General features: G+C 67.2%; 21 protein-coding genes and 1 pseudogene. 10 read left to right on the top strand and 12 right to left on the bottom strand.

Translation table 11 applies throughout. The features are described 5' to 3' along the window. The first annotated feature begins 2 nt into the window (after positions 1-2). Both ACTXG5_RS00780 and ACTXG5_RS00775 read left to right on the top strand, forming a co-directional pair. On the top strand, positions 3-578 hold the full coding sequence (locus tag ACTXG5_RS00780) for a sigma-70 family RNA polymerase sigma factor (RefSeq protein WP_445161896.1): 576 nt from the start codon (positions 3-5) through the stop codon (positions 576-578). Continuing rightward, positions 571-1,347: an anti-sigma-D factor RsdA gene (locus tag ACTXG5_RS00775; RefSeq protein WP_445161895.1), complete on the top strand. Its 777-nt coding sequence runs from the start codon at positions 571-573 to the stop codon at positions 1,345-1,347. Before ACTXG5_RS00780 ends, ACTXG5_RS00775 begins: the two co-directional genes overlap by 8 nt. A 3-nt stretch (positions 1,348-1,350) precedes the next feature. On the opposite strand, the gene ACTXG5_RS00770 is transcribed toward ACTXG5_RS00775, so the two are convergent. Next, entirely contained in the window at positions 1,351-1,764 is a 414-nt protein-coding gene (locus ACTXG5_RS00770) for a DUF5319 domain-containing protein (RefSeq protein WP_108921040.1), read from the bottom strand. Positions 1,765-1,926: 162 nt separating this feature from the next. On the opposite strand from ACTXG5_RS00770, the gene guaB reads away from it, so the two are divergent. From guaB to ACTXG5_RS00755, 3 genes are all read left to right on the top strand, one after another. After that, positions 1,927-3,516, top strand: a complete 1,590-nt coding sequence (guaB, locus tag ACTXG5_RS00765) for an IMP dehydrogenase (protein WP_445161894.1) — start codon at positions 1,927-1,929, stop codon at positions 3,514-3,516. Positions 3,517-3,530: 14 nt separating this feature from the next. Continuing rightward, positions 3,531-4,658 carry a GuaB3 family IMP dehydrogenase-related protein gene (locus ACTXG5_RS00760; protein ID WP_445164212.1) on the top strand — a complete coding sequence of 376 codons (1,128 nt, stop codon included), beginning with the start codon at positions 3,531-3,533 and terminating at the stop codon, positions 4,656-4,658. Positions 4,659-4,816: 158 nt separating this feature from the next. Then, a complete protein-coding gene (locus ACTXG5_RS00755; RefSeq protein ID WP_445161893.1) occupies positions 4,817-6,553 on the top strand; it encodes a GMC oxidoreductase in 1,737 nt (578 codons plus the stop codon). Here ACTXG5_RS00755 and ACTXG5_RS00750 read toward each other — a convergent pair. The 5 genes and pseudogenes from ACTXG5_RS00750 to ACTXG5_RS00730 all read right to left on the bottom strand — a co-directional run bounded on the left by ACTXG5_RS00750 (position 6,550) and on the right by ACTXG5_RS00730 (position 13,169). After that, on the bottom strand, positions 6,550-7,449 hold the full coding sequence (locus ACTXG5_RS00750) for a TauD/TfdA dioxygenase family protein (protein WP_445161892.1): 900 nt from the start codon (positions 7,447-7,449) through the stop codon (positions 6,550-6,552). The two genes, ACTXG5_RS00755 and ACTXG5_RS00750, sit on opposite strands and share 4 nt — an antisense overlap. A 97-nt stretch (positions 7,450-7,546) precedes the next feature. After that, positions 7,547-9,922, bottom strand: coding sequence for a glycoside hydrolase family 65 protein (locus ACTXG5_RS00745; protein ID WP_445161891.1), 2,376 nt, complete (start codon positions 9,920-9,922; stop codon positions 7,547-7,549). Then, a pseudogene (locus ACTXG5_RS00740) lies at positions 9,919-10,723 on the bottom strand (beta-phosphoglucomutase family hydrolase). The gene ACTXG5_RS00745 and the pseudogene ACTXG5_RS00740 overlap by 4 nt, the downstream one beginning before the upstream one ends. A 36-nt stretch (positions 10,724-10,759) precedes the next feature. Further along, a complete protein-coding gene (locus ACTXG5_RS00735; protein WP_445161890.1) occupies positions 10,760-11,569 on the bottom strand; it encodes a class I SAM-dependent methyltransferase in 810 nt (269 codons plus the stop codon). 43 nt (positions 11,570-11,612) lie between these two features. Next, positions 11,613-13,169: an MFS transporter gene (locus ACTXG5_RS00730; RefSeq protein ID WP_445161889.1), complete on the bottom strand. Its 1,557-nt coding sequence runs from the start codon at positions 13,167-13,169 to the stop codon at positions 11,613-11,615. Between the two features lie 79 nt (positions 13,170-13,248). On the opposite strand from ACTXG5_RS00730, the gene ACTXG5_RS00725 reads away from it, so the two are divergent. Next, positions 13,249-13,887 carry a winged helix-turn-helix transcriptional regulator gene (locus ACTXG5_RS00725; RefSeq protein ID WP_445161888.1) on the top strand — a complete coding sequence of 213 codons (639 nt, stop codon included), beginning with the start codon at positions 13,249-13,251 and terminating at the stop codon, positions 13,885-13,887. Between the two features lie 3 nt (positions 13,888-13,890). On the opposite strand, the gene ACTXG5_RS00720 is transcribed toward ACTXG5_RS00725, so the two are convergent. Then, positions 13,891-14,544: a TetR/AcrR family transcriptional regulator gene (locus ACTXG5_RS00720; protein WP_445161887.1), complete on the bottom strand. Its 654-nt coding sequence runs from the start codon at positions 14,542-14,544 to the stop codon at positions 13,891-13,893. 60 nt (positions 14,545-14,604) lie between these two features. Between ACTXG5_RS00720 and ACTXG5_RS00715 the strand changes: the two genes are divergently transcribed. Both ACTXG5_RS00715 and guaA read left to right on the top strand, forming a co-directional pair. Further along, entirely contained in the window at positions 14,605-15,801 is a 1,197-nt protein-coding gene (locus ACTXG5_RS00715) for an acyl-CoA dehydrogenase family protein (RefSeq protein WP_445161886.1), read from the top strand. Between the two features lie 58 nt (positions 15,802-15,859). Next, positions 15,860-17,431 carry a glutamine-hydrolyzing GMP synthase gene (gene guaA, locus ACTXG5_RS00710; protein ID WP_445161885.1) on the top strand — a complete coding sequence of 524 codons (1,572 nt, stop codon included), beginning with the start codon at positions 15,860-15,862 and terminating at the stop codon, positions 17,429-17,431. A 16-nt stretch (positions 17,432-17,447) separates the two neighbouring features. Here guaA and ACTXG5_RS00705 read toward each other — a convergent pair whose 3' ends face one another. After that, entirely contained in the window at positions 17,448-18,053 is a 606-nt protein-coding gene (locus ACTXG5_RS00705; protein ID WP_445161884.1) for a hypothetical protein, read from the bottom strand. 107 nt (positions 18,054-18,160) lie between these two features. Here ACTXG5_RS00705 and ACTXG5_RS00700 point away from each other — a divergent pair, with 107 nt between their 5' ends. Together ACTXG5_RS00700 and ACTXG5_RS00695 are read left to right on the top strand one after the other, a co-directional pair. Continuing rightward, positions 18,161-18,844, top strand: a complete 684-nt coding sequence (locus ACTXG5_RS00700) for a hypothetical protein (RefSeq protein ID WP_445161883.1) — start codon at positions 18,161-18,163, stop codon at positions 18,842-18,844. After that, positions 18,845-20,413: a DNA polymerase Y family protein gene (locus ACTXG5_RS00695; RefSeq protein ID WP_445164211.1), complete on the top strand. Its 1,569-nt coding sequence runs from the start codon at positions 18,845-18,847 to the stop codon at positions 20,411-20,413. 6 nt (positions 20,414-20,419) lie between these two features. Here ACTXG5_RS00695 and kasB read toward each other — a convergent pair whose 3' ends face one another. From kasB to ACTXG5_RS00675, 4 genes are all read right to left on the bottom strand, one after another. Beyond that, positions 20,420-21,673 (bottom strand): 3-oxoacyl-ACP synthase KasB, encoded by a 1,254-nt coding sequence (kasB, locus tag ACTXG5_RS00690; RefSeq protein WP_445161882.1) that lies wholly within the window; start codon positions 21,671-21,673, stop codon positions 20,420-20,422. Positions 21,674-21,740: 67 nt separating this feature from the next. Continuing rightward, a complete protein-coding gene (locus tag ACTXG5_RS00685) occupies positions 21,741-22,775 on the bottom strand; it encodes a nucleoside hydrolase (RefSeq protein WP_445161881.1) in 1,035 nt (344 codons plus the stop codon). Then, positions 22,772-24,772 (bottom strand): SDR family oxidoreductase, encoded by a 2,001-nt coding sequence (locus tag ACTXG5_RS00680; RefSeq protein WP_445161880.1) that lies wholly within the window; start codon positions 24,770-24,772, stop codon positions 22,772-22,774. The genes ACTXG5_RS00685 and ACTXG5_RS00680 overlap by 4 nt, the downstream gene beginning before the upstream one ends. 19 nt (positions 24,773-24,791) lie before the next feature. Continuing rightward, positions 24,792-25,493: a histidine phosphatase family protein gene (locus tag ACTXG5_RS00675; protein WP_445161879.1), complete on the bottom strand. Its 702-nt coding sequence runs from the start codon at positions 25,491-25,493 to the stop codon at positions 24,792-24,794. Positions 25,494-25,501: the final 8 nt, after the last annotated feature.

Below are 25,501 nucleotides of genomic sequence, written 5' to 3'. Positions count from 1 at the left end.
CGATGACAATTCAAGCGGAACGTCTCGACGCTGTGGTTGCGGAAGCCGTAGCGGGAGATGGAAACGCACTACGGGAGGTGCTGGAGACCATCCGTCCGATTGTGGTGCGATATTGCCGGGCGCGAGTCGGCACAGTCGAGCGGGGGGGCCTGACAGCCGACGATGTGGCTCAGGAGGTGTGCTTGGCGACTTTGACAGCACTGCCACGCTACCGGGATCGAGGACGCCCCTTTCTGGCCTTCCTCTACGGCATCGCGGCGCACAAGGTGGCCGATGCCCACCGCGCCGCCGGTCGCGATCTTGCCTACCCCTTCGAATCCGTTCCCGAGCGCCGGTCCTCCGAAGCAGGCCCTGAACAGCGGGCGCTCGAAGCCGATTCGGTCAGCCGGATGAACGAATTCCTCGAGATCCTGCCCCCCAAGCAGCGCGAGATTCTGATCCTGCGCGTCGTCGTCGGCCTGTCTGCCGAAGAGACCGCCGCCGCCGTCGGCGCAACGCCCGGAGCCGTTCGGGTGGCTCAGCACCGGGCCTTGTCACGCCTCAAATCCGAGATAGTTGCGGCAGGTGACTATGCGTGAATTTGGATTCTCCGACCGGCCGGGCCTGGACGAGCTGAGCCGGACCGATCTGCTCCTCGACGCGCTCGCCGAACGTCAGCGGATCGATGTCGACGATCCCAACGATGACGCGTTGGCCACCCTGCTGGGGGATTGGCGCGACGACTTGCGGTGGCCACCGGCCAGTGCGCTGGTTTCTCCGGAGGAGGCCGTCGGTGCGCTGCGCGCCGGAATGGTGGAGCAGCGGCGTGGGCGGCGCGGCCTGGCGACCATCGGCTCGGTTGCGGCGACGTTGTTGATCCTCAGCGGGTTCGGCGCCATGGTGGTCGAGGCCCGTCCCGGCGGGACGCTGTACGGCATGCACTCGATGTTCTTCGATGAGGCCAAACAGAATCAGACGATGTTGTCCGCCAAGGCCGATCTGGCGAAGGTTCAGCAACTGATCGACAAGGGGCAATGGACCAAGGCCGAGGACCAGTTGGCCGAAGTCAGCAGCACCGTGCAGTCGATGAATGACAGTGCCGGGCGGAAAGAGTTGCTGGACGAAATAAATCTGCTGAACGCGAAAGTCGACTCGCGCGATCCGAATGCGACCCTGCCGCCGGCCGCGCCGCCGCCAAGCTCGGCGCTGCTTCCGGCTCCGCAGTCCCAAATCTCAACGGTTCCGGGCGCGGCGTCGCCGACGGCGATGAGCCCGCGCACAACCTCTTTGGCGCCCAGTCAATCCCCGAGTCCTGCTGCGGGCAGGCACCGACACCATTCTTCGCTGGTGCCAAGCAATACGCCCTAGCGCTCAGTGGCGGCGGTGAAATCCGTCGGCGTCTGACGTCGCTTCGTTGAGCGAGGCGTCGGCATATCCCCGGCAGTAATCCCACGTCACGTAGGCGTCCGGCTCCGGGTCGTAAGCGGGCTCGTGCGGGCGGACGGTGCCGTCGATCAGCAGTTGCAACAGGTTGGACCGCAACATGTCCCAGTCGTGATAGTGGTCTTGCTGACATTCGTCGCAACAGACCACAAGTCCGCGAATTCCCTTGTGCGCCAACAGAGCTTCGTAGACGGCCAGATCGGCCAGGTCCGCCTCGACCGCCATCCGCTCTTGTTGATCGAGCGGCTGTCCGGGCTCGACGGCATCGAGCGCCGCCGACGGGTCACATGGGTCGTCGGCAAATGGGTCGGGTGGCAAACCCGGCGGGAGGTGGTCACGCACGCTCAACAGCCTACGCAAACGGGCCGTGGTAACGCCAGCAGGAAGACGCGCGTCGTCCAGTGAACGATTGGGGCAGGCAACGCGCCAACAGGTGCAACCCCCTGACGGCCGGGACCGATAGGATGGCATTCTCGCTCCGCGCGTGTATGAAGGGTTTTACCGATGTCCCGTGGCATGTCGCATCTCGAAGACAGCTCCGACCTGGTCGCCAGCCCCTACGTGCGCGTCGGCGGCCTGGCCGACGATCCGGTGCTGACCGGGGGAGACAACCCGCACAAGGTGGCGATGCTAGGCCTGACATTCGACGACGTGTTGCTGCTTCCGGCGGCTTCCGATGTGGTTCCCGCCACTGCCGACACCTCCAGCCAGCTAACCAAGAAGATCAGGCTCAAAGTGCCGCTGGTCAGCTCGGCGATGGACACCGTCACCGAGTCGCGGATGGCCATTGCGATGGCCCGGGCCGGCGGTATGGGGGTGCTGCACCGCAACCTGCCCGTCGCCGAACAAGCCGGCCAGGTCGAGATGGTCAAGCGCTCCGAGGCGGGCATGGTCACCGACCCGGTCACCTGCCGGCCGGACAACACGTTGGCCCAGGTCGAAGCGATGTGCGCCCGCTTCCGGATCTCCGGGCTGCCGGTCGTCGACGACGCCGGTGCGCTGGTCGGCATCATCACCAACCGCGACCTGCGCTTCGAAGTGGACGCTACGAAGCACGTCGACGAGGTGATGACCAAGGCACCGCTGATCACTGCCCGGGAGGGGGTCAGCGCCGACGCGGCGCTGGGCCTGTTGCGCCGCAACAAGATCGAGAAACTGCCCATCGTCGACGGCCACGGCCGGCTGACCGGGTTGATTACCGTCAAAGACTTCGTCAAGACCGAACAACATCCGCTGGCCACCAAGGACAGCGACGGCCGGCTGCTGGTCGGTGCCGCCGTCGGTGTCGGCGGTGATGCCTGGGTGCGCGCGATGATGCTGGTCGACGCCGGTGCCGACGTGCTGATCGTGGACACCGCGCATGCGCACAACCGGCTGGTGCTCGACATGGTCGGCAAACTCAAAGCCGAAGTCGGCGAGAAGGTCGAGGTGATCGGCGGCAACGTCGCGACCCGGTCGGCCGCCGCCGCTCTGGTGGAAGCCGGCGCCGATGCCGTGAAGGTCGGGGTGGGACCGGGCTCGATCTGCACCACCCGCGTGGTGGCCGGTGTCGGCGCACCTCAAATCACGGCGATCCTGGAAGCCGTTGCGGCCTGCGGACCGGCCGGTGTGCCGGTCATCGCCGACGGGGGACTGCAGTATTCCGGTGACATCGCCAAGGCGCTGGCCGCCGGCGCGTCGACGGCCATGCTGGGCTCGTTGCTGGCCGGCACCGCCGAGGCGCCGGGCGAGCTGATCTTCGTCAACGGCAAGCAGTTCAAGAGCTACCGCGGCATGGGGTCGCTGGGCGCCATGCAGGGCAGGGCCGGCGGCAAGTCGTACTCCAAGGACCGCTACTTCGCCGACGACGCGCTCTCCGAGGACAAGTTGGTGCCCGAGGGCATCGAGGGCAGGGTGCCGTTCCGCGGCCCGCTGTCGTCGGTGATCCACCAGCTGACCGGCGGGCTGCGCGCCGCAATGGGCTACACGGGTTCGCCGACCATCGAGGAGCTGCAGCAGGCGCAGTTCGTCCGGATCACGTCGGCCGGACTCAAAGAGAGCCACCCCCACGACATCGCCATGACCGTCGAAGCCCCCAACTACTACGCGCGGTGAACAGCGAACTAGCCATGGTCGAGATTGGCATGGGCAGAGTCGCCCGCCGCACCTACGAGCTCAGCGAAGTGAGCATCGTGCCGTCCCGGCGCACCCGCTCCTCGCAGGACGTGTCCACGGCGTGGCAGCTGGACGCCTACCGCTTCGAGATACCGGTCCTCGCACACCCGACCGATGCGCTGGTGTCGCCGGAGTTCGCGATCGAGCTGGGCCGGCTCGGCGGGCTGGGGGTGCTCAACGGCGAGGGCCTGATCGGCCGGCACGCTGACGTCCAGGCCAAAATCGCCCAACTGGTCGAGGCCGCCGAGAAAGAGCCCGAACCGTCGGCGTCCATCCGGCTGCTGCAGGAACTGCACGCGGCACCGCTGGACCCCGAACTGCTGGGCGCGGCGGTGTCCCGCATCAGCGCGGCCGGTGTGACCACCGCGGTGCGCCTGAGCCCGCAAAATGCGCAGGCGCTGACACCGGTGCTGCTGCAGGCCGGCATCGATCTGCTGGTCATCCAGGGCACGATCATCTCCGCCGAGCGGGTGGCTAGCGACGGCGAACCGCTCAACCTGAAGACCTTCATCTCCGAGCTCGACATTCCGGTGGTGGCCGGCGGCGTGCTCGACCACCGCACCGCGCTGCACCTGATGCGCACCGGCGCGGCCGGCGTCATCGTCGGCTACGGCTCCACCAGAGGAGCGACCACCAGCGATGAGGTGCTGGGCATCAGCGTGCCGATGGCCACCGCGATCGCCGACGCCGCCGCCGCGCGCCGCGAATACCTCGACGAGACCGGCGGCCGCTACGTCCATGTGCTGGCCGACGGCGATATCCACACCTCCGGCGAGCTGGCCAAGGCGATCGCCTGTGGTGCCGACGCGGTGGTGCTGGGCACGCCGCTGGCCGAAAGCGACGAGGCCCTCGGCGATGGGTGGTTCTGGCCGACCGCGGCGGCGCACCCGTCGCTGCCCCGCGGGGCGCTGCTGCAGATCGCTGTCGGCGAACGGCCGCCGCTCGAGCAGGTGCTCAACGGGCCCTCCGATGATCCGTTCGGCAGCCTCAATCTGGTCGGTGGTCTGCGCCGATCGATGGCCAAGGCCGGCTACTGCGACCTCAAGGAATTCCAGAAAGTCGGCCTGACTGTCGGCATTTGACGGTTTCTTTGGCGTCGAATGTGCGGCACACCGCACACTCGACGCTGAGTGTGCCGCTGGCCGCACACTCGGCCGGGCTAGCGGGCCGCTGGCACCACACTCGGCCGGGCTAGCGGGCCGCTGGCACATTACCGGCCGGTAAGTTCATACTGGTGGGGATGAAGCCAGATTACGACGTCCTGATCATCGGTTCAGGTTTCGGCGGCAGTGTCAGCGCCCTGCGGTTGACCGAAAAGGGTTACCGCGTAGGCGTATTGGAGGCCGGCCGCCGCTACTCCGACGCCGAGTTCGCCAAGACGTCGTGGGATCTGCGCAAGTTCCTCTGGGCGCCCAGGCTGGGCTGCTACGGCATCCAGCGGATTCACCCGCTGAAAAACGTGATGATCTTGGCCGGCGCCGGCGTGGGCGGCGGGTCGCTGAACTACGCCAACACGCTGTACGTGCCGCCGGAGCCGTTCTTCAACGACCAACAGTGGCGGCACATCACCGACTGGCGCAGCGAGCTGATGCCGCACTACCGGCAGGCGCAGCGGATGCTGGGTGTGGTCGAGAACCCGACGTTCACCGATGCCGACCGGATCGTCAAAGAAGTCGCCGACGAGATGGGATGCGGAGACACCTTCGTCCCCACCCCGGTCGGGGTGTTCTTCGGCTCCGACGGAACCAAGACACCCGGAAAGACGGTGCCGGACCCGTTCTTCGGCGGCGCCGGCCCCGACCGCACCGGCTGCCTGGAGTGCGGCTGCTGCATGACGGGCTGCCGCTACGGCGCCAAGAACACCCTGCTCAAGAATTATCTCGGCCTCGCGGAATCAGCTGGGACGCAAGTACTTTCGATGACGACGGTGAAGGGTTTCGAGCAGCGCTCCGACGGACTGTGGGAGGTCCGCACCGTTCGCACCGGAAGCTGGCTGCGCCGGGACAGGCGCACGTACACCGCCAGCCATCTGATCCTGGCCGCGGGTACCTGGGGCACGCAGCATCTGCTGTTCAAGATGCGGGACACCGGCCGGCTGCCGCGTCTTTCGAAGCGGCTGGGCGTGTTGACCCGGACCAACTCGGAATCGATCGTCGGTGCTGGACGGTTGCAGGTCTCACCTGACCTGGACTTGACGCACGGGGTGGCGATCACCTCGTCGATTCACCCGACGTCGGATACCCACGTCGAACCCGTCCGCTATGGCAAGGGCTCCAACGCGATGGGGCTGCTGCAGACCTTGATGACCGACGGCCCCGGCCCGCAAGGCACCGATGTGCCGCGCTGGAGGCAGCTGCTCGACACCGCGGGCGAGGACCCGCGCAAGATGTTGCGGATGCTCAATCCCCGTCAGTGGAGCGAACGTACGGTGATCGCGCTGGTCATGCAGCACCTGGACAACTCGATCACCACGTTCACCAAGCGCGGGAAGCTGGGCATCCGCTGGTACTCCAGCAAACAGGGGCACGGCGAGCCGAACCCGACGTGGATCCCGGTCGGCAACGAGGTCACCCGTCGCATCGCGGACAAGATCGACGGAGTTGCCGGCGGTACCTGGGGCGAGCTGTTCAACATCCCGCTCACCGCCCACTTCCTCGGCGGTGCGGTGATCGGCGACAGCCCCGAGCGGGGCGTCATTGACCCGTATCACCGCGTCTACGGCTATCCGTCGCTGCTGGTGGTCGACGGCGCCGCGATCTCGGCGAATCTGGGCGTCAACCCGTCGCTGTCCATCACCGCGCAAGCCGAGCGGGCCGCCTCGCTGTGGCCGAACAAGGGCGAAGACGATCAGCGGCCGCTGCAGGGCGACTTCTACCGCCGGCTGGACCCGATCGCGCCCAAGCATCCGGTGGTGCCCGCGGACGCGCCCGGCGCGCTGCGCTGGTTGCCGATCGATCCCGTCGGCTCGGTCGGTTAGCTCGCGATCACCTCGAGGGGTGCGCCGCGGACCACCCGGCTGCGCTCGCCGTGCACATTGACGGGCACGTCGCCCATCAGCGTGACCCGATGCATCAGCCGCGGCTGGTCGTCGTAGTCGTCGATCGCCCGGTGCTGGGTGGCCCGGTTATCCCAGATGGCGACGTCGCCCGCCTCCCAGTTCCAGCGAATAGTGTTCTCGGGCTTGGTGATTCGCCGTTCCAGCAGTTCCAGCAGCATGCTTGACTCGCGGCTGTCCAGGCCGACGAAGTTACGCACGAAATCGCCCGCGACCAGCGTGCGCTCACCCGTCTCCGGGTGCACGCGCACCACCGGGTGCTCGGTCTGGAAATCCTGCTTCTCGAACGCCTGCCGGAAGGCCCGTTGGTTGTCGTTCATCGACAGGGATTCAGCCGTCACGTAGTCGTAGCGGTTGCTGTGCAGTGCCCACAGGTTCTCCACGAGCCACTTGAGTGGCTCGGGCAGGTCGTCGTAGGCCGCGGCGGTGGAGGCCCACAGCGTCGATCCGCCATAGCTGGGCAAGGTGACGGCGCGCAGGATCGAGGCCGCCGGGTAGTTGGCGGCGAAGGTGACGTCGGTGTGCCAGCGGTTGGCCTTGCCGTACTCGGAGTTGATCGGTGTGATGACCGGCGCGCCTTTGGCCGCGAGCGCACCGGCCGCGGGGTGGCCGACGGGCGTGCCCAGTAGCCCGCCGAATGCGAGCTGCTGCTGGTCATCGAGATGGTGCTGGCCGCGGAAGAAGATGACCTTGTGGGTCAGCAGCGCCCGGCGGATCTCCTCGACGGCGGCCGGATCGAGGTCGCCGCCGAGGTGCACCCCGTCGACCCGAGCGCCGATCCGGCTACCCAGCTTGGTGACGGAAATCTGGTCTGTCATGGCTGTCGTCCTTGCTTGAACATCGGGTGTAGTCAGTTGACTATAACCCGAATGTAGTCGCTTGGCTACAGTTCGGCAACCAGCCGCCGGAGGGGGCTTAGTCGCCCGGTTTGGGACGTCCGAGTGAACGCCGGTGCATGGGCTCGCGCCCGGGCGGCTGCGGCGGTGGTGGCAGCAGCGCCTTGCGGGGACGAACCGCGATGGTGGTGGGCGCCTTGGTGCTCAGCGTCACGTCCTCACCCGCGTGCCGGATGGTCAGCTCTCCGCCGGGCCCGTCGCGCACGGTGTAGGTGACGTCGAGGTGGTTGGCGTCGATAGTCACCCGGAAATCGCGCCACCGCAGCCGGAACCGCAGCCGCGTAATGCCGTCGGGCAGTTGAGGATCGATGGCCAGGATGCCCTCGTCGTCGCGCAGGCCGCCGAAGCCTCCGACGATCGCCGTCCAGGCGCCGGCGAGCGAGGCCATGTGCAAGCCGTCGCGGGTGTTGGAGTGCAGGTCGCGCAGGTCGATCAGGGCGGCCTCGTACGCGTAGTCGTGGGCTAGCTCGAGATGCCCGACCTCGGCGCACATCACCGCCTGACTGCAGGCCGACAGCGACGAGTCGCGGACCATCCGCCGCTCGTAGTAGTCGACGTTGCGGGCCTTCTGTTCCGGCGTGAACGCGTGGCTCTGCCATTGCATCGCCAGCACCAGGTCGGCCTGCTTGATCACCTGGGCGGGGTAGAGCCGCACGTAGGCCTCGTGCAGCAGCAACGGGTATTTGTTGTCGTTGACGAAATCCCACTCCGCGAACTTGGTGAAGCCTTCGCACTGCTGGTGGACGCCCAGTTCCTCGTCGTAGGGAATGTTGACGGCGTCGGCGGCGTCGCGCCAGGTGGCCGTCTCCTCGGAGGTGACCCCCTTCGCCTCCGCGGCCTCCGGGTGGCGGTTGCAGGCGTCGGCCGCGGTGACCAGATTGTGCGCGGCCATCAGATTCGTGAACACGTTGTCGCGCACGATCGCCGTGTACTCGTCGGGACCAGTGATCCCTTCGATGTGCCAGACTCCGTGGCGGTCGTGGTGCCCGAGCGACATCCACAGCCGAGCGGTCTCGATGAGCACCGTGACGCCGCACTCCGCTTCCAGGGTGTGGTCGCCGGTGACGACGCGGTACCGCTCGAAGGCCATCGCGATGTCGGCGTTGATGTGAAACGCCGCGGTGCCGGCCGGCCAGTACGCCGAACACTCCTGCCCGCGGATGGTCCGCCAGGGGAAGCTGGCCCCTTTGAGGCCCAGTTCGGTCGCCCGCTCCCTGGCCAGTTCCAGTGTCGACGCCCGCCAGCGCAGCGAATCGGCGACCGCGTGCGGCAACGTGTAGGTGAGGACCGGGAGTACGTAGCCCTCGGTGTCCCAGAAGGCATGGCCGTCGTAGCCGGTTCCGGTGAGCCCCTTGCTGGGGATTGCGCGACGTTCGGCGCGGGCGCTGGCCTGCACGAGGTGAAAGAGCCCGAACCGCACCGCTTGCTGGGATTCCCCGTCGCCCTCGACCTCGACGTCGGCGTTCTCCCAGAAGTCGTCCAGGTAGGCGCGCTGCGCGTCCAGCAGCCCCTGCCATCCGCTGTAGCGGGCGCTGTGCAGCGCGGCGGCGGCCTGGTCGCGCAGTGCGGGCCGGGAGCGCTGGCTGGACCAGCCGTAGGCAATGTATTTGACGATGCGCAGTTTCTGTCCCGCCCGCAGCCCACAGATCACCGTGGTCCGGGCCAAGTCGTCACGCGCGTCGGTGGCGACCTCGACCCGCCCGGGCACGTCGATCTCGTGATCCATCGCGGCGGCCATCATCAGCGCGCTGGCCCGGGTCCGGTGCATGAGCAGCGCGCCCCGTTCGAAGGCCTCGTGTTCGACGGCCTCCAGCGGGTTGTCCAGGATGGCCGACACTCGCGGATCGGCCGAGGTCTGCGGCTGGTCCTCGTTGGTGACCAGTTCGGACTGCACTGTCACCCGGACGAAGTCCCCGACGGCCTCGACGACGTACTCGATGGCCGCGACACTGCGGTTCGTCAGCGAGACCAGCCGGGTGGAAGTCACCTTGACTTCCTTGCCCGCCGGCGAGGCCCACTGCGCGTTGCGGGTCAGCGTCCCGGCGCGTAGGTCGAGAACGCGCTCGTGGGAGACCAAGTTGCCGTACCGGACGTCGAACGGCTCGTCCTCGACGAACAGGCGGATGATCTTGCCGTTGGTGACATCGACGACGGTCTGCCCGGCCTCCGGGTACCCATAGCCGGCCTCGGCGTAGGGCAGCGGCCGGATCTCGTAAAAGGAGTTCAGGTAGGTGCCCGGGAGGCCGTGCGGCTCGCCCTCGTCGAGGTTGCCGCGCAACCCGATGTGCCCGTTGGCCAACGCGAACAGCGATTCGGACTGGGCAATGACGTTCAGGTCGAGCCGGGTTTCGCGGACCACCCACGGCTCGACGGGAAAGGATTCCTCGCTGATCATGACGTGACCTCGGTTGAATTCCCTAGCAATTCTGCGAGATCGGTGACCACCACGTCGGCGCCGCTGCGGCGCAACTCCTCGGCCTGGCCCACTCGGTCGACGCCCACCACGTAGCCGAAGTTACCGGCATGACCGGCTGCCACGCCCGACAGCGCGTCCTCGAACACGGCGGCCGCGTCGGGGGCGACATCGAGCAGTTGTGCCCCCCGCAGATAGGAGTCCGGGGCCGGTTTGCCTTTGATGTGTTCCTCGCGCAGCGTCACCCCGTCCACCCGTTTCTGGACGAACCGCTCCAGCCCGGTGATCTCGAGCACCTCGCGGGTGTTGGCGCTCGACGACACGACGGCGATGCCCAGACCCGCGGCCGAGGCCGCCTCCAGGTAGCGCCGCGACCCGTCGAATACCTCGACGCCGTCTTTGTCGAGCACCTTTTGGAACATGTCGTTCTTGCGGTTGCCCAGGCCGTAAACGGTTTCGGCGTCGTCGGAGTCGTCCGGATTGCCATCGGGCAGTTGGATTCCGCGGCTGCTCAGAAACGACCGGACTCCGTCTTCACGCTTCTTGCCGTCGACGTACGTCCGGTAGTCGGCGGCGGCATCGAAGGGGACGAACTTCTCCCCGGTGCGCTCGGCTCGCTGGGACAAATAGGCGTCGAACATGGCCTTCCAGGCCTTGGTATGCACGCTCGCGGTATCGGTGAGCACGCCGTCGAGGTCGAACAGGCAGGCACGCACCTTCTCTGGCAAACCAAGCACAGAGGATCCTCACTGTCGGAGTAGTCGGGCGATACCACTCCACCATGCTTGCCCGTGTGCCGCCAGTGAACGCCCATGTTGTTCAACTCGCCCGGGCGACTCCTTGGATAACCCGCAGCCGCCCGTCCGACAACGCGCTGGTCAGGTTCTCGGCTTTGCGGGCGAAGTCGGCCACGAAGGCGTGCAGGCCCAGCGGGTTGGCGGGCTGGGCCAGGATCGTTTGCATGAGCGCGCTCGCCTGGTCGGTGAGATCGTTCCAGTGTTCGATATGGAATCCCGAAGACTCGAGAAGGGCGCGCAGGTCATCGGGACTGACCAGGTGACTCTGGGCGGGTCGATCGGCCCACGGCAGCGGGTAGCTGAGTTCGCGATGATCGCCAACTGTGATGTCCCACAGGGCAAGTCGCCCACCTTTGGCCAGTGACCGGTGGGCTTCGGAGTAAAGGCTCGCCTTGTCGGCCACGTTCATCTGAACATGCTGGCTGATCGCGACGTCGAAGCTGCCATCGGCGAAGGGAAGCCGGGTGACGTCACCGCGATGAACCTCAATCCGCTGGTCCAGCCCGACAAGTCGATTGAGCCAACGGCTGGTTTCGCAGTATTCGTCGGTGAGATCCACCGCGCTCACCCGGCAGCCGAAACGGTCGGCGACGTAGCGTGCGGTGCCGCCGACCCCGCTGCCCGCGTCGAGCACCGCACTCCCACTGGTGATCCCGGCCAGATCCACCAATTGGGCGGTGGCGTAGCGGCCCATCGTGTGGAAGTCCTCCAGCAGGCCCAGATCGGCGGGAGCCAGGTGCTCGAGGTCCTTTCCGGCCGCTATCAGCGCCCGCTCGATATTGCGCTGCGAGAGCCCGGTCGAGTACTGGGATTCGAGCTGGTTCTCGTTCATTTGCCCCTGCCTTTCTTTGTGAGTGATGGTGGGCCGCGGTGCCCTAAGCATCTGCTAGCGCCGCGGCCGCCGGCGGTGGTGCTGCTTGCAACTCCCGGGCGGGCAGCAGCCACGCGACGACGACTGCCGCGCCCAAGGCGATAGCGGCACAGACCAGGGAGCCGACCTGAAGGCCGTCGAGGAAGGCGCCATTGACGGCATCGCGGACCCCGGTGATCCGCTCCCCGGACATCTGCCCAATCACGTTGTGCGCCATTACCATCGAGCGTCCCATCGCCGAGTGAACATCGGCGGGTAGTTCGGCCAGGGCTGTGGACGAACCGATATCGCCGCGGTAAACCGAGGCAAAGACGCTGCCCACAATGGCCACACCCAGGGTGCCTCCGAGTTCGCGTGTGGTGTCGTTGACCGCTGAGCCGATCCCGGCCTTGTCGGCGTCCAAGGATCCCATGATGGCCTCGGTGGCCGGCGCAATCGTCATGCCGAGGCCGCCGCCGAGCAACAACATCTGCGCTGCGATCTGGCTATAGGGCGTGGCCGCGTCCGCCGTGGACGCCCAGGCCAGGCCGGCCGCGAACACGGCCAGGCCCCCGGCGGTCACGGCGGTGGTGCCGACCCATTGCACCAGTCGGGGGCCCAGGATGCTGGCCAGCGCGATCGAAACAGCGACCGGCAACAATCGCACGCCGCTCTGAAATGCCGTGTAGTTCTTGATGAATTGGAAGTACTGGGTGATGACGAAAATGAAGCCGAACAACGTCAGAAAGCCCGCGGTCACCGCCAGACTTCCGCCGGAGAACCGACGGTTGGCGAACACTGCGACGTCCAGCATGGGGTGGGTGCTGCGTCGCTCCCACAGCGCGAAACCGATGAGAACTGTTGCGGCCACGGTAAAGCCGGCCATGGCCCGAGTGCTGGTCCATCCCCATGTGGGGGCCTCGATGACGGTGTAGACCAACCCGGTGATTCCGGCCGCGGACAGGATCAAGCCGGGAAGGTCGATCCGGGGGGCGGCGGGGTCGCGGGAGGTCGGAACGAACAGGATCCCACCGATGATGGCCACCACCGCGATGGGAATGTTCACCATAAAGATGGCGCCCCACCAGAAGTGCTCGAGCAGCCAGCCACCGCTGATCGGCCCCACTGCCACGCCGACACCAACCATGGCCGCCCACAGCCCGATCGCCTTGGCCCGTGGGACCGGGTCGGTGAAGATGTTGGTGATCAGTCCCAGCGTGGTCGGGAAGATCACCGCCGCGCCCACGCCCATGGCAGCACGCGCCGCGATGAGTGCGTCGGCCGAATTCACTTGCGCCGCGACGCCGGAGGTAATGGCGAACAGGGCCAGCCCGAGACTGAGCCAGCCCCGCCTGCCGTAGCGGTCGCTGAGGCTGCCGACCGACAGCAGCAGGCCCGACATGACCAGCGTGTAGGCGTCGACGATCCATTGCAGCTGCGCGGTGTCGGCGCCGAGTTCGCGCGAGAGTGTGGGCAGTGCGACATTGACGATCGTGGCGTCCACGCTGATCACGAAGACGCTGAGGCAGATGACGGCGAGCGCGGGAATCGGGTGATTGCGGAACACGGGGTCGGTACGCATGGACAAAACAGTAAAGCTGCTAGACAAACAAATCAAGTATTAGCTTGAAAAAGATGTCTAACGCCGGTAGCCTGGCGACGTGTCCACCCGCATCTACAACCAGAACTGCCCCATCGCGCGCGGGCTCGACGTCTTGGGTGAGCGCTGGACGCTGCTGATCCTGCGCGAGCTGATCGGTGGCGCCCGCCGTTACGGGGACCTGCGTGCCGAACTGTCCGGCATCGCAACCAATCTGCTTGCCGAGCGACTCAAGGAGCTGCAAGACGCCGGGCTCGTCGACCGGACCGACCTGCCGGCTCCGGTCGGGCGCACCGTCTACACGCTCAGCGACCTGGGCTGGCAGCGGGTGCTGCCGATCATTCAGACCATCGCGTGGTTCGGCCTGGACCTGCTGGATCCGATCGACGAGGGCCCGGTATCGCCGCTCAACGGGTTCCTGGCCGGCATCCTGCTGGGTTTTGACTCGGGCAAGGCCGCGGGGTTGGAGGCGACGTGCCGGGCCGAGATCGATGGCCGCCGTTTCGAGTTCACGGTGACGCAGGGGCACCTCGCGGCGGCGGACGGCGAACCGTCGGTGACGATCACTGCCAGCGCGGCGGATCTGGTGACCGCCCGCATGGGCCCGAGCGAAGCCAAGCGGAAGGCGGCGCTGCGGCGCATAGCCGTGACGGGCGACTCGGCGGCCGTCGGCGCGGTACGTGCGGGCTTTTCGCTGTAGGCGTCAATCCGGGGCTTCAATCAGGGCGTGGATGAGGGCCTGGGCGAGGAACTTGCCGTAGCGGGTGGTCGACCAACCGCGTTCGAGAACAAGAAGCTCGTAGAGCTCGGGTGCGTGATACATCCACAGGACATCGCGCGCTTGCTTGGCACTGACTCCTAGCTGCCCCGTCCGGGCGAGATCGGACGCGAACATCGTCATGCCGGCCAGCGTTTCCTGCCGGATCTGCTTCCAGACCTCACCGGCGTCTGGCGAGGACGCGGCGCCGTCGCGCGCGAGTAGCTGGACCGGAGCGCTGCGCGGCATCATGGCGGCGATGTGCTCGGCATACATTTCCAGCTTGCGAGTCGCCTCGGTCTCCTCGGCCACGTTCTGGATCACGTCTCTCTGGACCATCGGGATCGGCTCGTCGTCGCCGGCGACGGACACATCGAACAGTGCTTTCAGCACACCCGCCTTGGTTGCAAACGCCTTGTACACCGTTTCGACCGACACCGCGGCGTCCCGCGCGATCTCGGCGATCGTCGTCGCCGCGTAACCCTGGGACAGGAACCGCTGCCGGGCGGCCGCGAGCACCGCGTCTCGGTTGCGCTGAGCCTGCTCGCGCCGACGGGTCGAGTCGTAACGGCGCGGAGGCGGACTATTGACAGCGTCCATAATTGAGTACATGCTCCTGTATTGAATACTGGTTACTGCATCAAAAGTAGGAGATGTGACGTGACAAGTGCAACATGCCCCGCCGTCAGCTTGTCGAACGGCGACCATTCCATCGCGGTAGCGCGCGCCCTGGCACCCGAGATCACGCGGCGCGCCGATGAGGCCGAGGCGCTCGGGACATTGCCGCTCGATCTGGTCGAGCGGCTGCGCGCGGCCGGCATCTTCCGCGCGTCACAACCGCGCTCGCTTGGCGGATTCGAAATGGCTCCGGCCGAGAACATCCAGATGATCGAGGAACTGGCGCGTGCCGACGGTTCCACCGGCTGGGTCGCTGCCGTCGGTGGCGGCGCACCGGCATTTACCGCCTGGCTCGAACCCGCCGTCGCCACAACACTGTTCGGTGCGGACGCCGACTTTTTATCGGCCACGATATTCGCGCCCACCGGGCGTGCCATCCCGGACGGTGGCGGCCGGTTCGACGTCGACGGGAAGTGGCCGTTTGCCAGTGGTTGCCGCCACGCCGAGTGGATATTGGGGGGGATCTTCGTCTTCGACGGCGACCAGCCGCGAATGATCCCCGAGCTGGGACCCGATCAGCGCCTCGCGTTCTTCCCGCGCGCCAACGCCGAGATCGTCGACAATTGGGACGTCCTGGGGCTGCGCGGCACCGGCAGCAACGACGTGGCCGCCCGAGGTCTCACAGTCCCCGAAGAACACACCATCAGCCCGTTCTTCCATGCGGCCCGGCAAGACGGCCCGCTGTGGAGAATTCCGTTCTTCACGCTCGCCGGGATCGGCATGGTCGGTGTCCCGCTAGGGATCGCGCGGCGCGCACTCGACGAGTTCACCGATCTTGCGACGACGAAGGTGCGTGCCATGGCGTCCGAGCCGCTCGCGAAGGATCCCGCAGTCCAGCTCGAGTTCGCCGGTGCCGAAGCCGGTTTGAGGTCTGCGCGGGCGTTCGTGCTCGATCAGGTCAGTGCGCTGTGGGAAACCGCCTGTGCCGGTGATCCACCATCGCTGGATCAGCGCGCCGGCTTTCGGCTTGCCGCTCTACAGGCGATGCGCGCGGCGCGTCAAGTGGTCGATACGACCTTCGACTTGACCGGTGCCGGCGCGGTGCACGCGAGCCACCCGCTGCAACGCTGCTTCCGGGATCTGCACACCCTCGGCCAGCACGCGTACTTCAGCCCGGCTGCGCTGAAGCGCTACGCCAACACCCGATTCGGCATTGAACAACCGACCTACCTGATGTGACGCCGGCGAAGGTGCGGCCCCACCCGGGCTGCCGTCGCCAGCCACTAAGCTGGCTGCCGTGGAAGCACCCTCGCCGCGGCCCGTCTTGGTGATCGACTTTGGCGCGCAGTATGCGCAGCTGATCGCCCGTCGTGTGCGCGAAGCGCGGGTCTTTTCCGAGGTCATCCCGCACACCGCCTCGATCGACGAGATCAAGGCCCGGGATCCGATCGCGCTGGTGCTTTCGGGCGGCCCGGCCAGTGTGTACACCGAAGGTGCCCCGCAACTGGACCCCGCGGTGTTCGACCTCGGTGTCCCGGTGTTCGGCATCTGCTACGGCTTTCAGGCGATGGCGCAGGCGCTGGGCGGGACCGTCGCCCACACCGGCACCAGCGAGTACGGCCGCACCGAGCTGAAAGTCCTTGGCGGCGAATTACATTCGGGACTTCCCGCGACGCAGCCGGTTTGGATGAGCCACGGTGACGCGGTCACCGCGGCGCCCGAGGGGTTCGACGTGGTGGCCAGTAGCCCGGGTGCGGCGGTCGCCGGCTTCGAGAACCGGGCCCGGCGCCTGGCCGGTGTGCAGTATCACCCGGAGGTGATGCACAGCCCGCACGGGCAGCAGGTGCTCAGCCGGTTTCTGCACGACTTCGCCGGGCTGGGCGCCCAGTGGACGGCCGCGAACATCGCCGAGGCGTTGGTCGAGCAGGTGCGCGCCCAGATCGGTGACGGCCACGCGATCTGCGGGCTGTCCGGCGGGGTGGATTCCGCGGTGGCCGCGGCACTGGTGCAGCGCGCCATCGGCGACCGGCTGACGTGTGTCTTCGTCGACCACGGGCTGTTGCGCGCGGGCGAGCGCGCCCAGGTGCAACGCGATTTCGTGGCCGCCACCGGCGCCAACCTGGTCACCGTCGATGCGGAGCAGACCTTCCTCGACGCGCTGTCGGGCGTCACCAACCCCGAGGGCAAGCGCAAGATCATCGGCCGGCAGTTCATCCGGGCCTTCGAGGGCGCGGTCCGAGACATCTTGCAAGACGAGGGGGCGGAGGACGGCGTGGGCGTCGATTTCCTGGTGCAGGGCACGCTCTATCCGGACGTGGTGGAATCCGGCGGAGGCAGTGGGACCGCGAACATCAAGAGCCACCACAACGTCGGCGGTCTGCCCGACGACCTGAAGTTCAAGCTCGTCGAGCCGCTGCGGCTGCTGTTCAAAGACGAGGTGCGCGCTGTCGGTCGGGAGTTGGGACTGCCGGAGGAAATCGTTGCGCGCCAGCCATTTCCGGGTCCGGGGCTGGGCATTCGGATTGTCGGCGAGGTCACCGCAAAGCGGCTGGACACGCTGCGCCGCGCCGACTCGATCGCCCGCGAGGAACTCACCGCCGCCGGTTTGGACACCCTGATCTGGCAGTGCCCGGTGGTGCTGCTGGGCGACGTGCGCTCGGTCGGCGTGCAGGGCGATGGCCGCACCTACGGGCACCCGATCGTGTTGCGGCCGGTGTCCAGCGAGGACGCCATGACCGCCGATTGGACGCGGGTGCCCTACGAGGTGCTGGAGCGCATCTCGACCCGGATCACCAACGAGGTGGCCGAGGTCAACCGCGTGGTGCTGGACATCACCAGCAAACCGCCCGGCACCATCGAGTGGGAGTAGCCGGGTTTCTTCGGGGTTACTCCACGAATTCGCTTCTGCCATAAGCAATGCTGGCCGCGTTCCAGTTGCCGCCGGCCTCGCCGACGAGCCGGCGGGCAACATCGCGATCGTCGTTTCCGGCGACCAGGATCAGGGTGTGGTCGGTGGTGGTGACTGATCCGCCTCGCAGCCGGTTGCGGGCCGCCGGGTCGGCCGCCAGCGCAGTGCCGAGGCGCTCGATGTCGACATCCGGCACGGTAATGATGATCGCGTTCTCCTGCGGCGCACGCTGCGGCAAGTAGCCGAAGGACAGCACCGATTCCTGGTCGAACTGACGGCGCAGTGCTTCGGCGGCGATGTGCAGGGCGGGCTCGTCGGCGCCGCACAGATGAAATTCACGCGAACGCTCAAAGGTGACCCGCTGCTGCGCGTTGGACCAGTACACCCCGTCGAGCGGGGTCGATCCCGTCACCGCGACGCCGTTGAGGGCGATCGTCACGTCTGCCTGCGGCTCGAACAGGGGATCGGCGTTGTCGGTGACGAAGAACTCCGCCGGTTGACATCCGACCTCGCTTTTGGCCGGTGTTGCCGCCCCGACGACACCACAAAAAAGCACCAGGAGCCACAACAGCACCGACCGCATAAAGCAGCCTCTCACGTTTCTTGACGGCTGTCGGGGGGTGGGTGTTTACTCGAATCAGTCGAACATATATTCGAAAATAATTGAGGAAACGCTGGTAGGAGGCTTGTATGACGGCGGCTGTCGCCTCCGACCAGAATCGTGCTGAACAGCTCGAATCGCTACGCCGGCAGATTGCGGTGTTGTCCGGGAAGGTGCCCGAGGCGGTCGTCACCCGCTCCGATGACCTGCTGCCGGAATCGGAATCCCAACTGCCGGTCCCGCAGTGGCTGGCTGACGCGTTACCCGCACCGTTACCCCGGGGGACGGTGGCGATGCTGTCGGGGGCGCGGTCACTGCTGTTGAGCATGGTTGCCGCGGTAACGGCGGCCGGAGGAAACGCGGCGATCGTCGGTCAGCCGGATATCGGGCTGCTGGCCGCGGTGGAGATGGGGGCGGATCTGAGCCGGCTCGCGGTGATACCGGATCCCGGGACCGATCCGGTGGAGGTGGCCGCGGTGCTCATCGACGGCATGGATCTGGTGGTGCTCGGTTTGGGCGGGCGCCGGGTACCGCTGACTCGGGCGCGGGCGGTCGTGGCGCGGGCCCGTCTCAAAGGCTGCACCCTGCTGGTCACCGACGGCGACTGGCAAGGGGCGCCGACGCGGTTGGAGGCCCGGGTCTGTGGCTACGACATCACGGCGGGTCACCGGGGCACTCCCGTCAGCGGATTCGGACGAATCAGCGGAGTGCGGCTGCAGGTCAGCGGGGTGTGCGCGGGGGGACGGGTGCTCGGCAGAGCGCGGACCGGGTGAATTCGGATGTCTTCCCGGGTGCTGGCCATCTGGTGCATGGACTGGCCCGCGGTCGCGGCGGCAGCAGCAGCGGGCCACTCCGTGACGGCCCCGATCGCGGTCACTCTGGCCAACCGGGTGATCGCCTGCTCGTCGGCTGCGCGTGCGGCCGGAGTGCGGCGAGGGTTGCGACGCCGGGAAGCGGCGGCCCGTTGCCCGCAACTGCACGTCGCCACTGCAGACGCTGACCGCGACGCCCGCTTTTTCGAAGGGGTGGTTGCGGCGGTCGACGATATGGTGCCCCGAGCTGAGGTGCTGCGGCCCGGGCTCCTGGTGTTGCCGGTGCGCGGAGCGGCCCGCTATTTCGGGTCCGAGGTCCACGCCGCCGAGCGGCTGATCGACGCGGTGGCCGCGGCCGGCGCCGAGTGTCAGGTGGGGATCGCCGACCAGTTGTCCACCGCGGTCTTCGCCGCCCGTGCGGGTTGTGTCGTCGAACCGGGCGGCGATGCGAGGTTTCTGTCGGTGCTGTCGATCCGGCAGCTGGCCACCGAGCCGAGCCTGTCCGGTCCGGGACGAGAGGAACTCACCGACCTGTTGTGGCGGTTAGGGATTCGCACCATCGGACAGTTCGCCGCATTGTCGGCAACCGACGTGGCTTCCAGGTTCGGCGCCGACGGGGTGAGCGCGCACCGGTTCGCCCGCGGCGAACCCGAGCGGGGGCCGTCCGGGCGGGAGCCGTCGGCCGAACTCGAGGCCGTGCTGGACTGCGATCCGCCGATCGACCGGGTCGACGCCGCGGCATTCGCCGGGCGTTCGCTGGCCAGCACGCTGCACCAGATGCTGATGTCCGCCGGAGTGGGATGCACCCGGTTGTCCATTCATGCCGTCACCGCCAACGGCGAAGAACTGAACCGGGTGTGGCGGTGCGCCGAGCCGCTGACCGAGGACGCCACCGCCGATCGGGTGCGCTGGCAACTCGACGGATGGTTGAGCAACCGGACCGCCCGCAACCCCCGTCCCACCGCGGCGGTGACATTGTTGCGGCTGCAGGCGGTGGAGGTGGTGTCCGCCGAGGCGCTGCAGCTGCCGTTATGGGGTGGCCTCGGTGAGGAGGACAGGCTGCGGGCCCGCCGGGCGCTGGTGCGGGTGCAGGGTCTGCTCGGTCCGGAGGCGGTGCGGGTGCCGGTGTTGTCCGGAGGTCGCGGGCCGGCCGAACGCATCACGCTGACTCCGCTGGGTGACGAGCCGGTGCCGCACGCCGACCCGGGTTTGCCGTGGCCCGGCCAGCTGCCGGATCCGTCACCGGCGGTGCTGCTCGACAACCCGGTGGAATTGCTTGACGCCCAAGGAAATCCGATACGGGTGACCAGCCGGGGGATGTTCTCCGCCGACCCCGCGCGTCTGGTCGCCCGCGGCCAAGACGACACGCTGCGCTGGTGGGCCGGGCCTTGGCCGGTCGACGAGCGGTGGTGGGATCCGGATCGATCGGCGGGCCGCACCGCCCGCGCCCAGGTATTGCTGGAAAACGAGCGCGCGTTGCTGCTGTGCTATCGCCAGCGGCGGTGGTACCTCGAAGGTAGCTACGAGTGAGCGGTGTCAGTACCGGCCGAACGCCACCGCGACGTTGTGGCCGCCGAATCCGAACGAGTTGTTGATCGCGTACCGGTAATCACCGCGCCGAGGCTTGCCCGACACCACGTCCAAATCGATTTCTGGATCGAGGTTTTCCAGGTTCAGCGTCGCCGGGATCACCTGGTCCCGCAACGCCAGCACGGTCAGGATGGACTCCACCGCGCCGACCGCTCCCACCGAGTGGCCCAGCGCGGCCTTGGGCGCGTACACCGCCGGCCTGTTGCTGCCCAGCGCGTTGTTGATGGCCTTGCCCTCGGCCACATCGCCCACCGAGGTGCCGGTGGCGTGGGCGTTGATGTGGTCAATGTCGTTGGGCGTCAGCCCCGCCAGCTGAATCGCTCGGGTCATCGCGTGCCCGGCGCGCGCGCCGTTGGGGTCCGGTGCCACCATGTGGTAGCCGTCCGAGGTGATGCTGGCACCCATGATCCGGGCCAGCATGTTGGCGCCACGAGCCTTCGCGTGCTCCTCGGTCTCGATCACCATCAGCGCACCCGCCTCACCGAACACGAAGCCGGTCCGGTCCCTGTCGAACGGGCGGCACGCCCCGACCGGGTCGTCGTTCTTGGTCGACATCACGATGCGCATCTGGGCAAACGCCGCGATCGCAACCGCTTCGATCTTCACCTCGACGCCGCCGCAAATGGCGACGTCCGCCTCACCCAAGACGATATTGCGCCAGGCCTGGGCGATGCCTTCCGAACCGGATGCGCAGGCCGACACCGGGGTGAGTACCCCGGCCCTGGCGTGCCGTTCCAGCCCGATCGCCGCGGCGGAGGCATTGGGCATGTACTTCTGCACCGCGAGCGGAGAGACGGCCTGCCTGCCCCGGGCGCGCATGTCGTCGTAGCCAAAGACGATTTGCTCGGCCGAGCCCAGGCCGGTGCCGACGGACACCAGCAACCGGTTGGGGTCGACCTCGGGCGAACCGGCGTTGTCCCACACCCGGCGGCCCAAGATGGTGGCCATCCTCGGCAGCCAACCCATTCGGTGCCGCTCGGCGCGCGTCAATACCTGGTCGAAATCCTCCAGCAGGTGCCCGCCGATGCGCACCGGCAGGTCATAGTGCTCGATAAACGAGTCGTCCAGGGCGCGGATGCCGCTTTGGTTGTCCAGCAACAACTTCCAGGTGTTCTCGGCGTCGGTCGCCAGTGCGGTCGTCATGGCGATACCGGTGACCACGACATTCGGGAGCGCTTTCCCGGTAACCAGCTCTGTCATTGCGAAGGTCCTTCCTGCTGACAAACGCAACCCCGCGCAGATATGCCACTATTCCATGCTTCGTCCTTCACGAGGCGAGCCGACGAGCAAATGGCCCCACTCGTTCGATGAACCGGTCGAAGAACACCGCGGGGTCGACGCCAAAACCGATGCGCGCGTTGGGCTCCCGGCGCCCTGACCAGTCGGTCACCGTCATGCCGCGGGTCAGGGTCCCGGCCAGCTCTACGTCCACCCGTGCCCAACGGGTCGTGACGAGTTCGGGGTCCAGCGCGACCGCCGCGGCCAACGGGTCGTGCAGATGCGCCAGATATCCGTGCCCGTTGTCGTAGTAGCCCTCTAGGTAGAACCGCATCGCGTCTTCGATCAGCCGGATCACCGGATTCGACGCCGTCGACCGGGTGCCGCGTTCGTCGTGCACGCTCATCGCCGTCGAGGTCGACCCCGCGGCCGCCGCCAATCTCGCCAGGATCTGCGGCGTGATCGCGACGTTGCGGGTCAGATCCAAACCGCACAAGATCGGAAGCTGCTGCGGCGCCAGGCCATCGACGGACCAGGCCGTGAACACCTCGGCCGCTGCCTCGGGGTCCACGCTGATATTCCATTCCGCCACGGCAGTGGTGTTGCCGATGTGGTCGTAGGAGCCGCCCATGATCACCAGCCGGCGCAACAGGGTTGGCAGCGCGGGCTCGACGCGCAGTGCCAGCGCCAGATTGGTCAACGGGCCAGTCGCCACGCCGATCAGCTCGCCGGGAAAGGCGTATGCTGCGCGCACCCAGGCGGTCGCCGAGTCGTAGTCGGTCAGCGCAGTGTCGCTCGGCGGTGGGTCGGCATAACCCAGGCCCCGTGGGCCATGGACTTTCGAGGGGGTTCGCAGCGGGCCGGCCAGCGTGTCGTCGGCGCCCTTCGACACCGGAACGCCGGTGGCCTGGCACAGCTCGAGCAGGCCCAAGTTGTTCGCGCAAACCTGTTGCACCCCAACATTTCCACCGGTCGAGGCGATGCCGACCACGTCGGCGTCCGGGCAGGCCAGCAGGTATATCAACGCCAGTGCGTCATCGACACCGGTGTCGACATCGACGAAGACCGGCGAAGATGTGGTCACCAATGGACCCCGGGCACCAGGCGGATCGCCTTGCGGACAGGCCGGGGAACCCCGATGCGGCCGACGGCACGGACCGGGCGTTTGGGCCGCCGGCGGACGCTCTTTGCGTCACTGCTGACCGGCGAGACTCCCCGTGCCGCAGCAGAATCGGGGTACCCGAGGTAGACCTGATGCAGAATTCGTCGCGAGGTCCTGGGCAACAGGTAGTTGCCGGCCTCGGCGAGCGTGCCCAGCGGGGTGTCGATGCGCGCGGGCTTCTCCACCAGGCCGCGCACCACCATCGCCGCGGCCCGTTCGGGGCTGATCGGCGACACCGGGTTGAGCCGCTGCGACGGCGCGATCATCGGCGTCTTGACCAGTGGCATATGGATGTTGGTGAACGTGATGTGGTCGGACAGCGTCTCCGACGCGACCACGTCGGAAAACGCGTCCAGGGCCGCCTTGGTCGGCAGATACGAGCTGTACTTCGGATTGCGGGCCAGTACGCCCGCGCTCGAGACGTTGACCACATGACCGAACCGGCGCTCCCGCCAGTGCGGTAGCAACGCCAGCACCATGCGGACCGCGCCGAAGTAGTTGACCGCCATCACCCGCTCGTAGTCGTGCAGCCGGTCGGTGGAGTTGACCACCGAACGGCGAATCGAACGGCCGGCGTTGTTCACCAGGTAGTCGACATGGCCGAAGCGTCCCAGGATGTCTTTGATGGTGTGCTCCACCGACACCGAATCGGTGACATCACAGGTGAAGGCATAGGCCTGACCGCCGTTCGCGCGGATCTCGGCGACCAGCTCGTCGAGCGCGGTGCCGTTGCGGGCCAGCGCGAACACGCATCCGCCCCGCTCAGCGACCGCAATCGCCGAGGCCCGGCCGATACCGCTGGATGCGCCGGTGATGATCACGTGCCGGCCCTGCAGCGGACCGTCCGGATCGTCGCGGCGGGCGCGATCGGGATCTAGCTGCTCGGCCCAGTACCGCCACAGCTTGGGTGCGTAACTGGCGAACTCGGGTACTTCAATCCCCGTGCCGCGCAATGCATTTTGGGTCGTGTCGCTGACGAAGGTGGGCGCCAGGTCCACGACGTCCAACACCTCGGCGGGAATCCCCAGCTGGGTGGCCGCCATGTTGCGTATCCGTTTGGCGCGTCCACTCACTTTCAGTACCGATGTGGCCACCGAGCGGGGCAGTGAGCCGCGCAGTGGGGGTAGTCCGGCGGCCTTGGCGACTCCGCGGTAGATGCCACGCAGCCCAATGGTTTTCGGCGAGGTCAGGTGGAACGTCTGCCCCTCAGCATCCTCGGTGTGCATCAGCGCGACGAGCGCGTCGACGACATAGTCGACCGGGACGATGTTGGTGCGCCCGGTGTCGGGCAGCAGGATCGGGGTCAACGACGGCAGGATGGCCAGCTTGGCCAGCACGCCGAAGAAGTAGTACGGGCCGTCGATCTTGTCCATCTCGCCGGTTCGCGAGTCGCCGACCACGACGGCCGGGCGGTAGATGCGGTAGCGCAGCCCGGGGGTGGACCGCACCAGCGATTCAGCCTCGAACTTCGTCTGGTGGTACGGGGTGGGCAGCTGCTGACCGACGTCGAAGTCGTCTTCGGTGTACTCGCCGGCGAAGTCTCCCGCCACCGCGATCGAGGACACGTGATGCAACGTGGCGTCCAGCCGCCGCGCCAGACCGATGACGGCGCGGGTGCCCTCGACGTTGGCGACGCGCTGCTCGGCCTCGCCGGCGGTGACGTCGTAGATCGCCGCACAGTGCACCAGATGGTCGACCCGGCCTAGCTCCGCGATGGTCTCGTCGGGCAGCTCCAGCTCTGCGAGGTCGCCGACCAGCGGTTTAGCCCGTTCGCCCCACTCGGCAGCGAGGCGTTCGAAGCGTCCTAGCGACTGGCGCCGGACCAAAATCCACACTTCGGCGTCGGGCCGAGTGTGCAACAAGTGAGAGACGACGCGGCGACCGATAAACCCGGTACCGCCGGTAACGACATACCGCATGAAGCCATGGTAGCGGGGATCAGCTGAAGTTGCGGATGCCGTCCCACTCGACCAGCGTCCACCCGTCGGTCGGGTTGCCGGTGATCACCACCCGGCCGGTGTTCGGCAGGGGATGGCTGGTCAGCAGGCTGGTCTTGCCGTTCTTGGCGTTCAGCAGCGTCCACGCCATGATCGCGGGGCCCTGGGAGAACACGACCGGCTTGTTGTGGCCGCTGTTGTAGACCTTGTTGACGGCGGCGGTGAACTGGTCGTTGAACTGTTTCCCGCTGATCGATCCCGGGATGCTGTCCTGGATGTCGCCGTTGATCCAGTCCGCCGGCGCCAACATGTACGTCGAGCTCGACATCGATTCGGGTTTGCCGTTGTACCAGCCGGCGTTGAGTGCCTGCACGCCGTTAAGGATCTCGACCTGCTTACCGAGGTCGCTGGCCAGCGGCCCGGCGGTCTGCTGTGCTTCGGCCATCGCGGAGGCGTAGATGGCGTCGAAGTCGTTGCGACCGCTCTGATGCGCTACTTGCTGGGCCTGTCCCTTGCCCTCGGCGGTGAGGCCGGGGCCGGGCGGATCGGTGTTGATGACCCCGTCGGCGTCGGCTTGGGTCTGCGCGTTTCGGACGAAGGTCAACGTGATCGCGCGCGCCTGAGCCGATCCGCCGCAGGCACCGACGACGAGTGTTGCGGCGAGTACAGCCGCCGCCTTTCCGATCATGCTGCGCGTGGCCATAGCGATAA

The organism is Mycobacterium sp. Dal123C01 (assembly GCF_052566995.1).
This window is presented reverse-complemented; position numbering and strand designations above follow the sequence as displayed.

Excerpts from the sequence above, each read along its gene's own strand:
- ACTXG5_RS00780 (WP_445161896.1), top strand. The coding sequence starts at position 3 with ATGACAATTCAAGCGGAACGTCTCGACGCTGTGGTTGCGGAAGCCGTA.
- ACTXG5_RS00775 (WP_445161895.1), top strand. The coding sequence starts at position 571 with ATGCGTGAATTTGGATTCTCCGACCGGCCGGGCCTGGACGAGCTGAGC.
- guaB (WP_445161894.1), top strand. The coding sequence starts at position 1,927 with ATGTCCCGTGGCATGTCGCATCTCGAAGACAGCTCCGACCTGGTCGCC.
- ACTXG5_RS00760 (WP_445164212.1), top strand. The coding sequence starts at position 3,531 with ATGGTCGAGATTGGCATGGGCAGAGTCGCCCGCCGCACCTACGAGCTC.
- ACTXG5_RS00755 (WP_445161893.1), top strand. The coding sequence starts at position 4,817 with ATGAAGCCAGATTACGACGTCCTGATCATCGGTTCAGGTTTCGGCGGC.
- ACTXG5_RS00750 (WP_445161892.1), bottom strand. The coding sequence starts at position 7,449 with ATGACAGACCAGATTTCCGTCACCAAGCTGGGTAGCCGGATCGGCGCT.
- ACTXG5_RS00745 (WP_445161891.1), bottom strand. The coding sequence starts at position 9,922 with ATGATCAGCGAGGAATCCTTTCCCGTCGAGCCGTGGGTGGTCCGCGAA.
- ACTXG5_RS00735 (WP_445161890.1), bottom strand. The coding sequence starts at position 11,569 with ATGAACGAGAACCAGCTCGAATCCCAGTACTCGACCGGGCTCTCGCAG.
- ACTXG5_RS00730 (WP_445161889.1), bottom strand. The coding sequence starts at position 13,169 with ATGCGTACCGACCCCGTGTTCCGCAATCACCCGATTCCCGCGCTCGCC.
- ACTXG5_RS00720 (WP_445161887.1), bottom strand. The coding sequence starts at position 14,544 with ATGGACGCTGTCAATAGTCCGCCTCCGCGCCGTTACGACTCGACCCGT.
- ACTXG5_RS00705 (WP_445161884.1), bottom strand. The coding sequence starts at position 18,053 with ATGCGGTCGGTGCTGTTGTGGCTCCTGGTGCTTTTTTGTGGTGTCGTC.
- ACTXG5_RS00700 (WP_445161883.1), top strand. The coding sequence starts at position 18,161 with ATGACGGCGGCTGTCGCCTCCGACCAGAATCGTGCTGAACAGCTCGAA.
- kasB (WP_445161882.1), bottom strand. The coding sequence starts at position 21,673 with ATGACAGAGCTGGTTACCGGGAAAGCGCTCCCGAATGTCGTGGTCACC.
- ACTXG5_RS00680 (WP_445161880.1), bottom strand. The coding sequence starts at position 24,772 with ATGCGGTATGTCGTTACCGGCGGTACCGGGTTTATCGGTCGCCGCGTC.
- ACTXG5_RS00675 (WP_445161879.1), bottom strand. The coding sequence starts at position 25,493 with ATGGCCACGCGCAGCATGATCGGAAAGGCGGCGGCTGTACTCGCCGCA.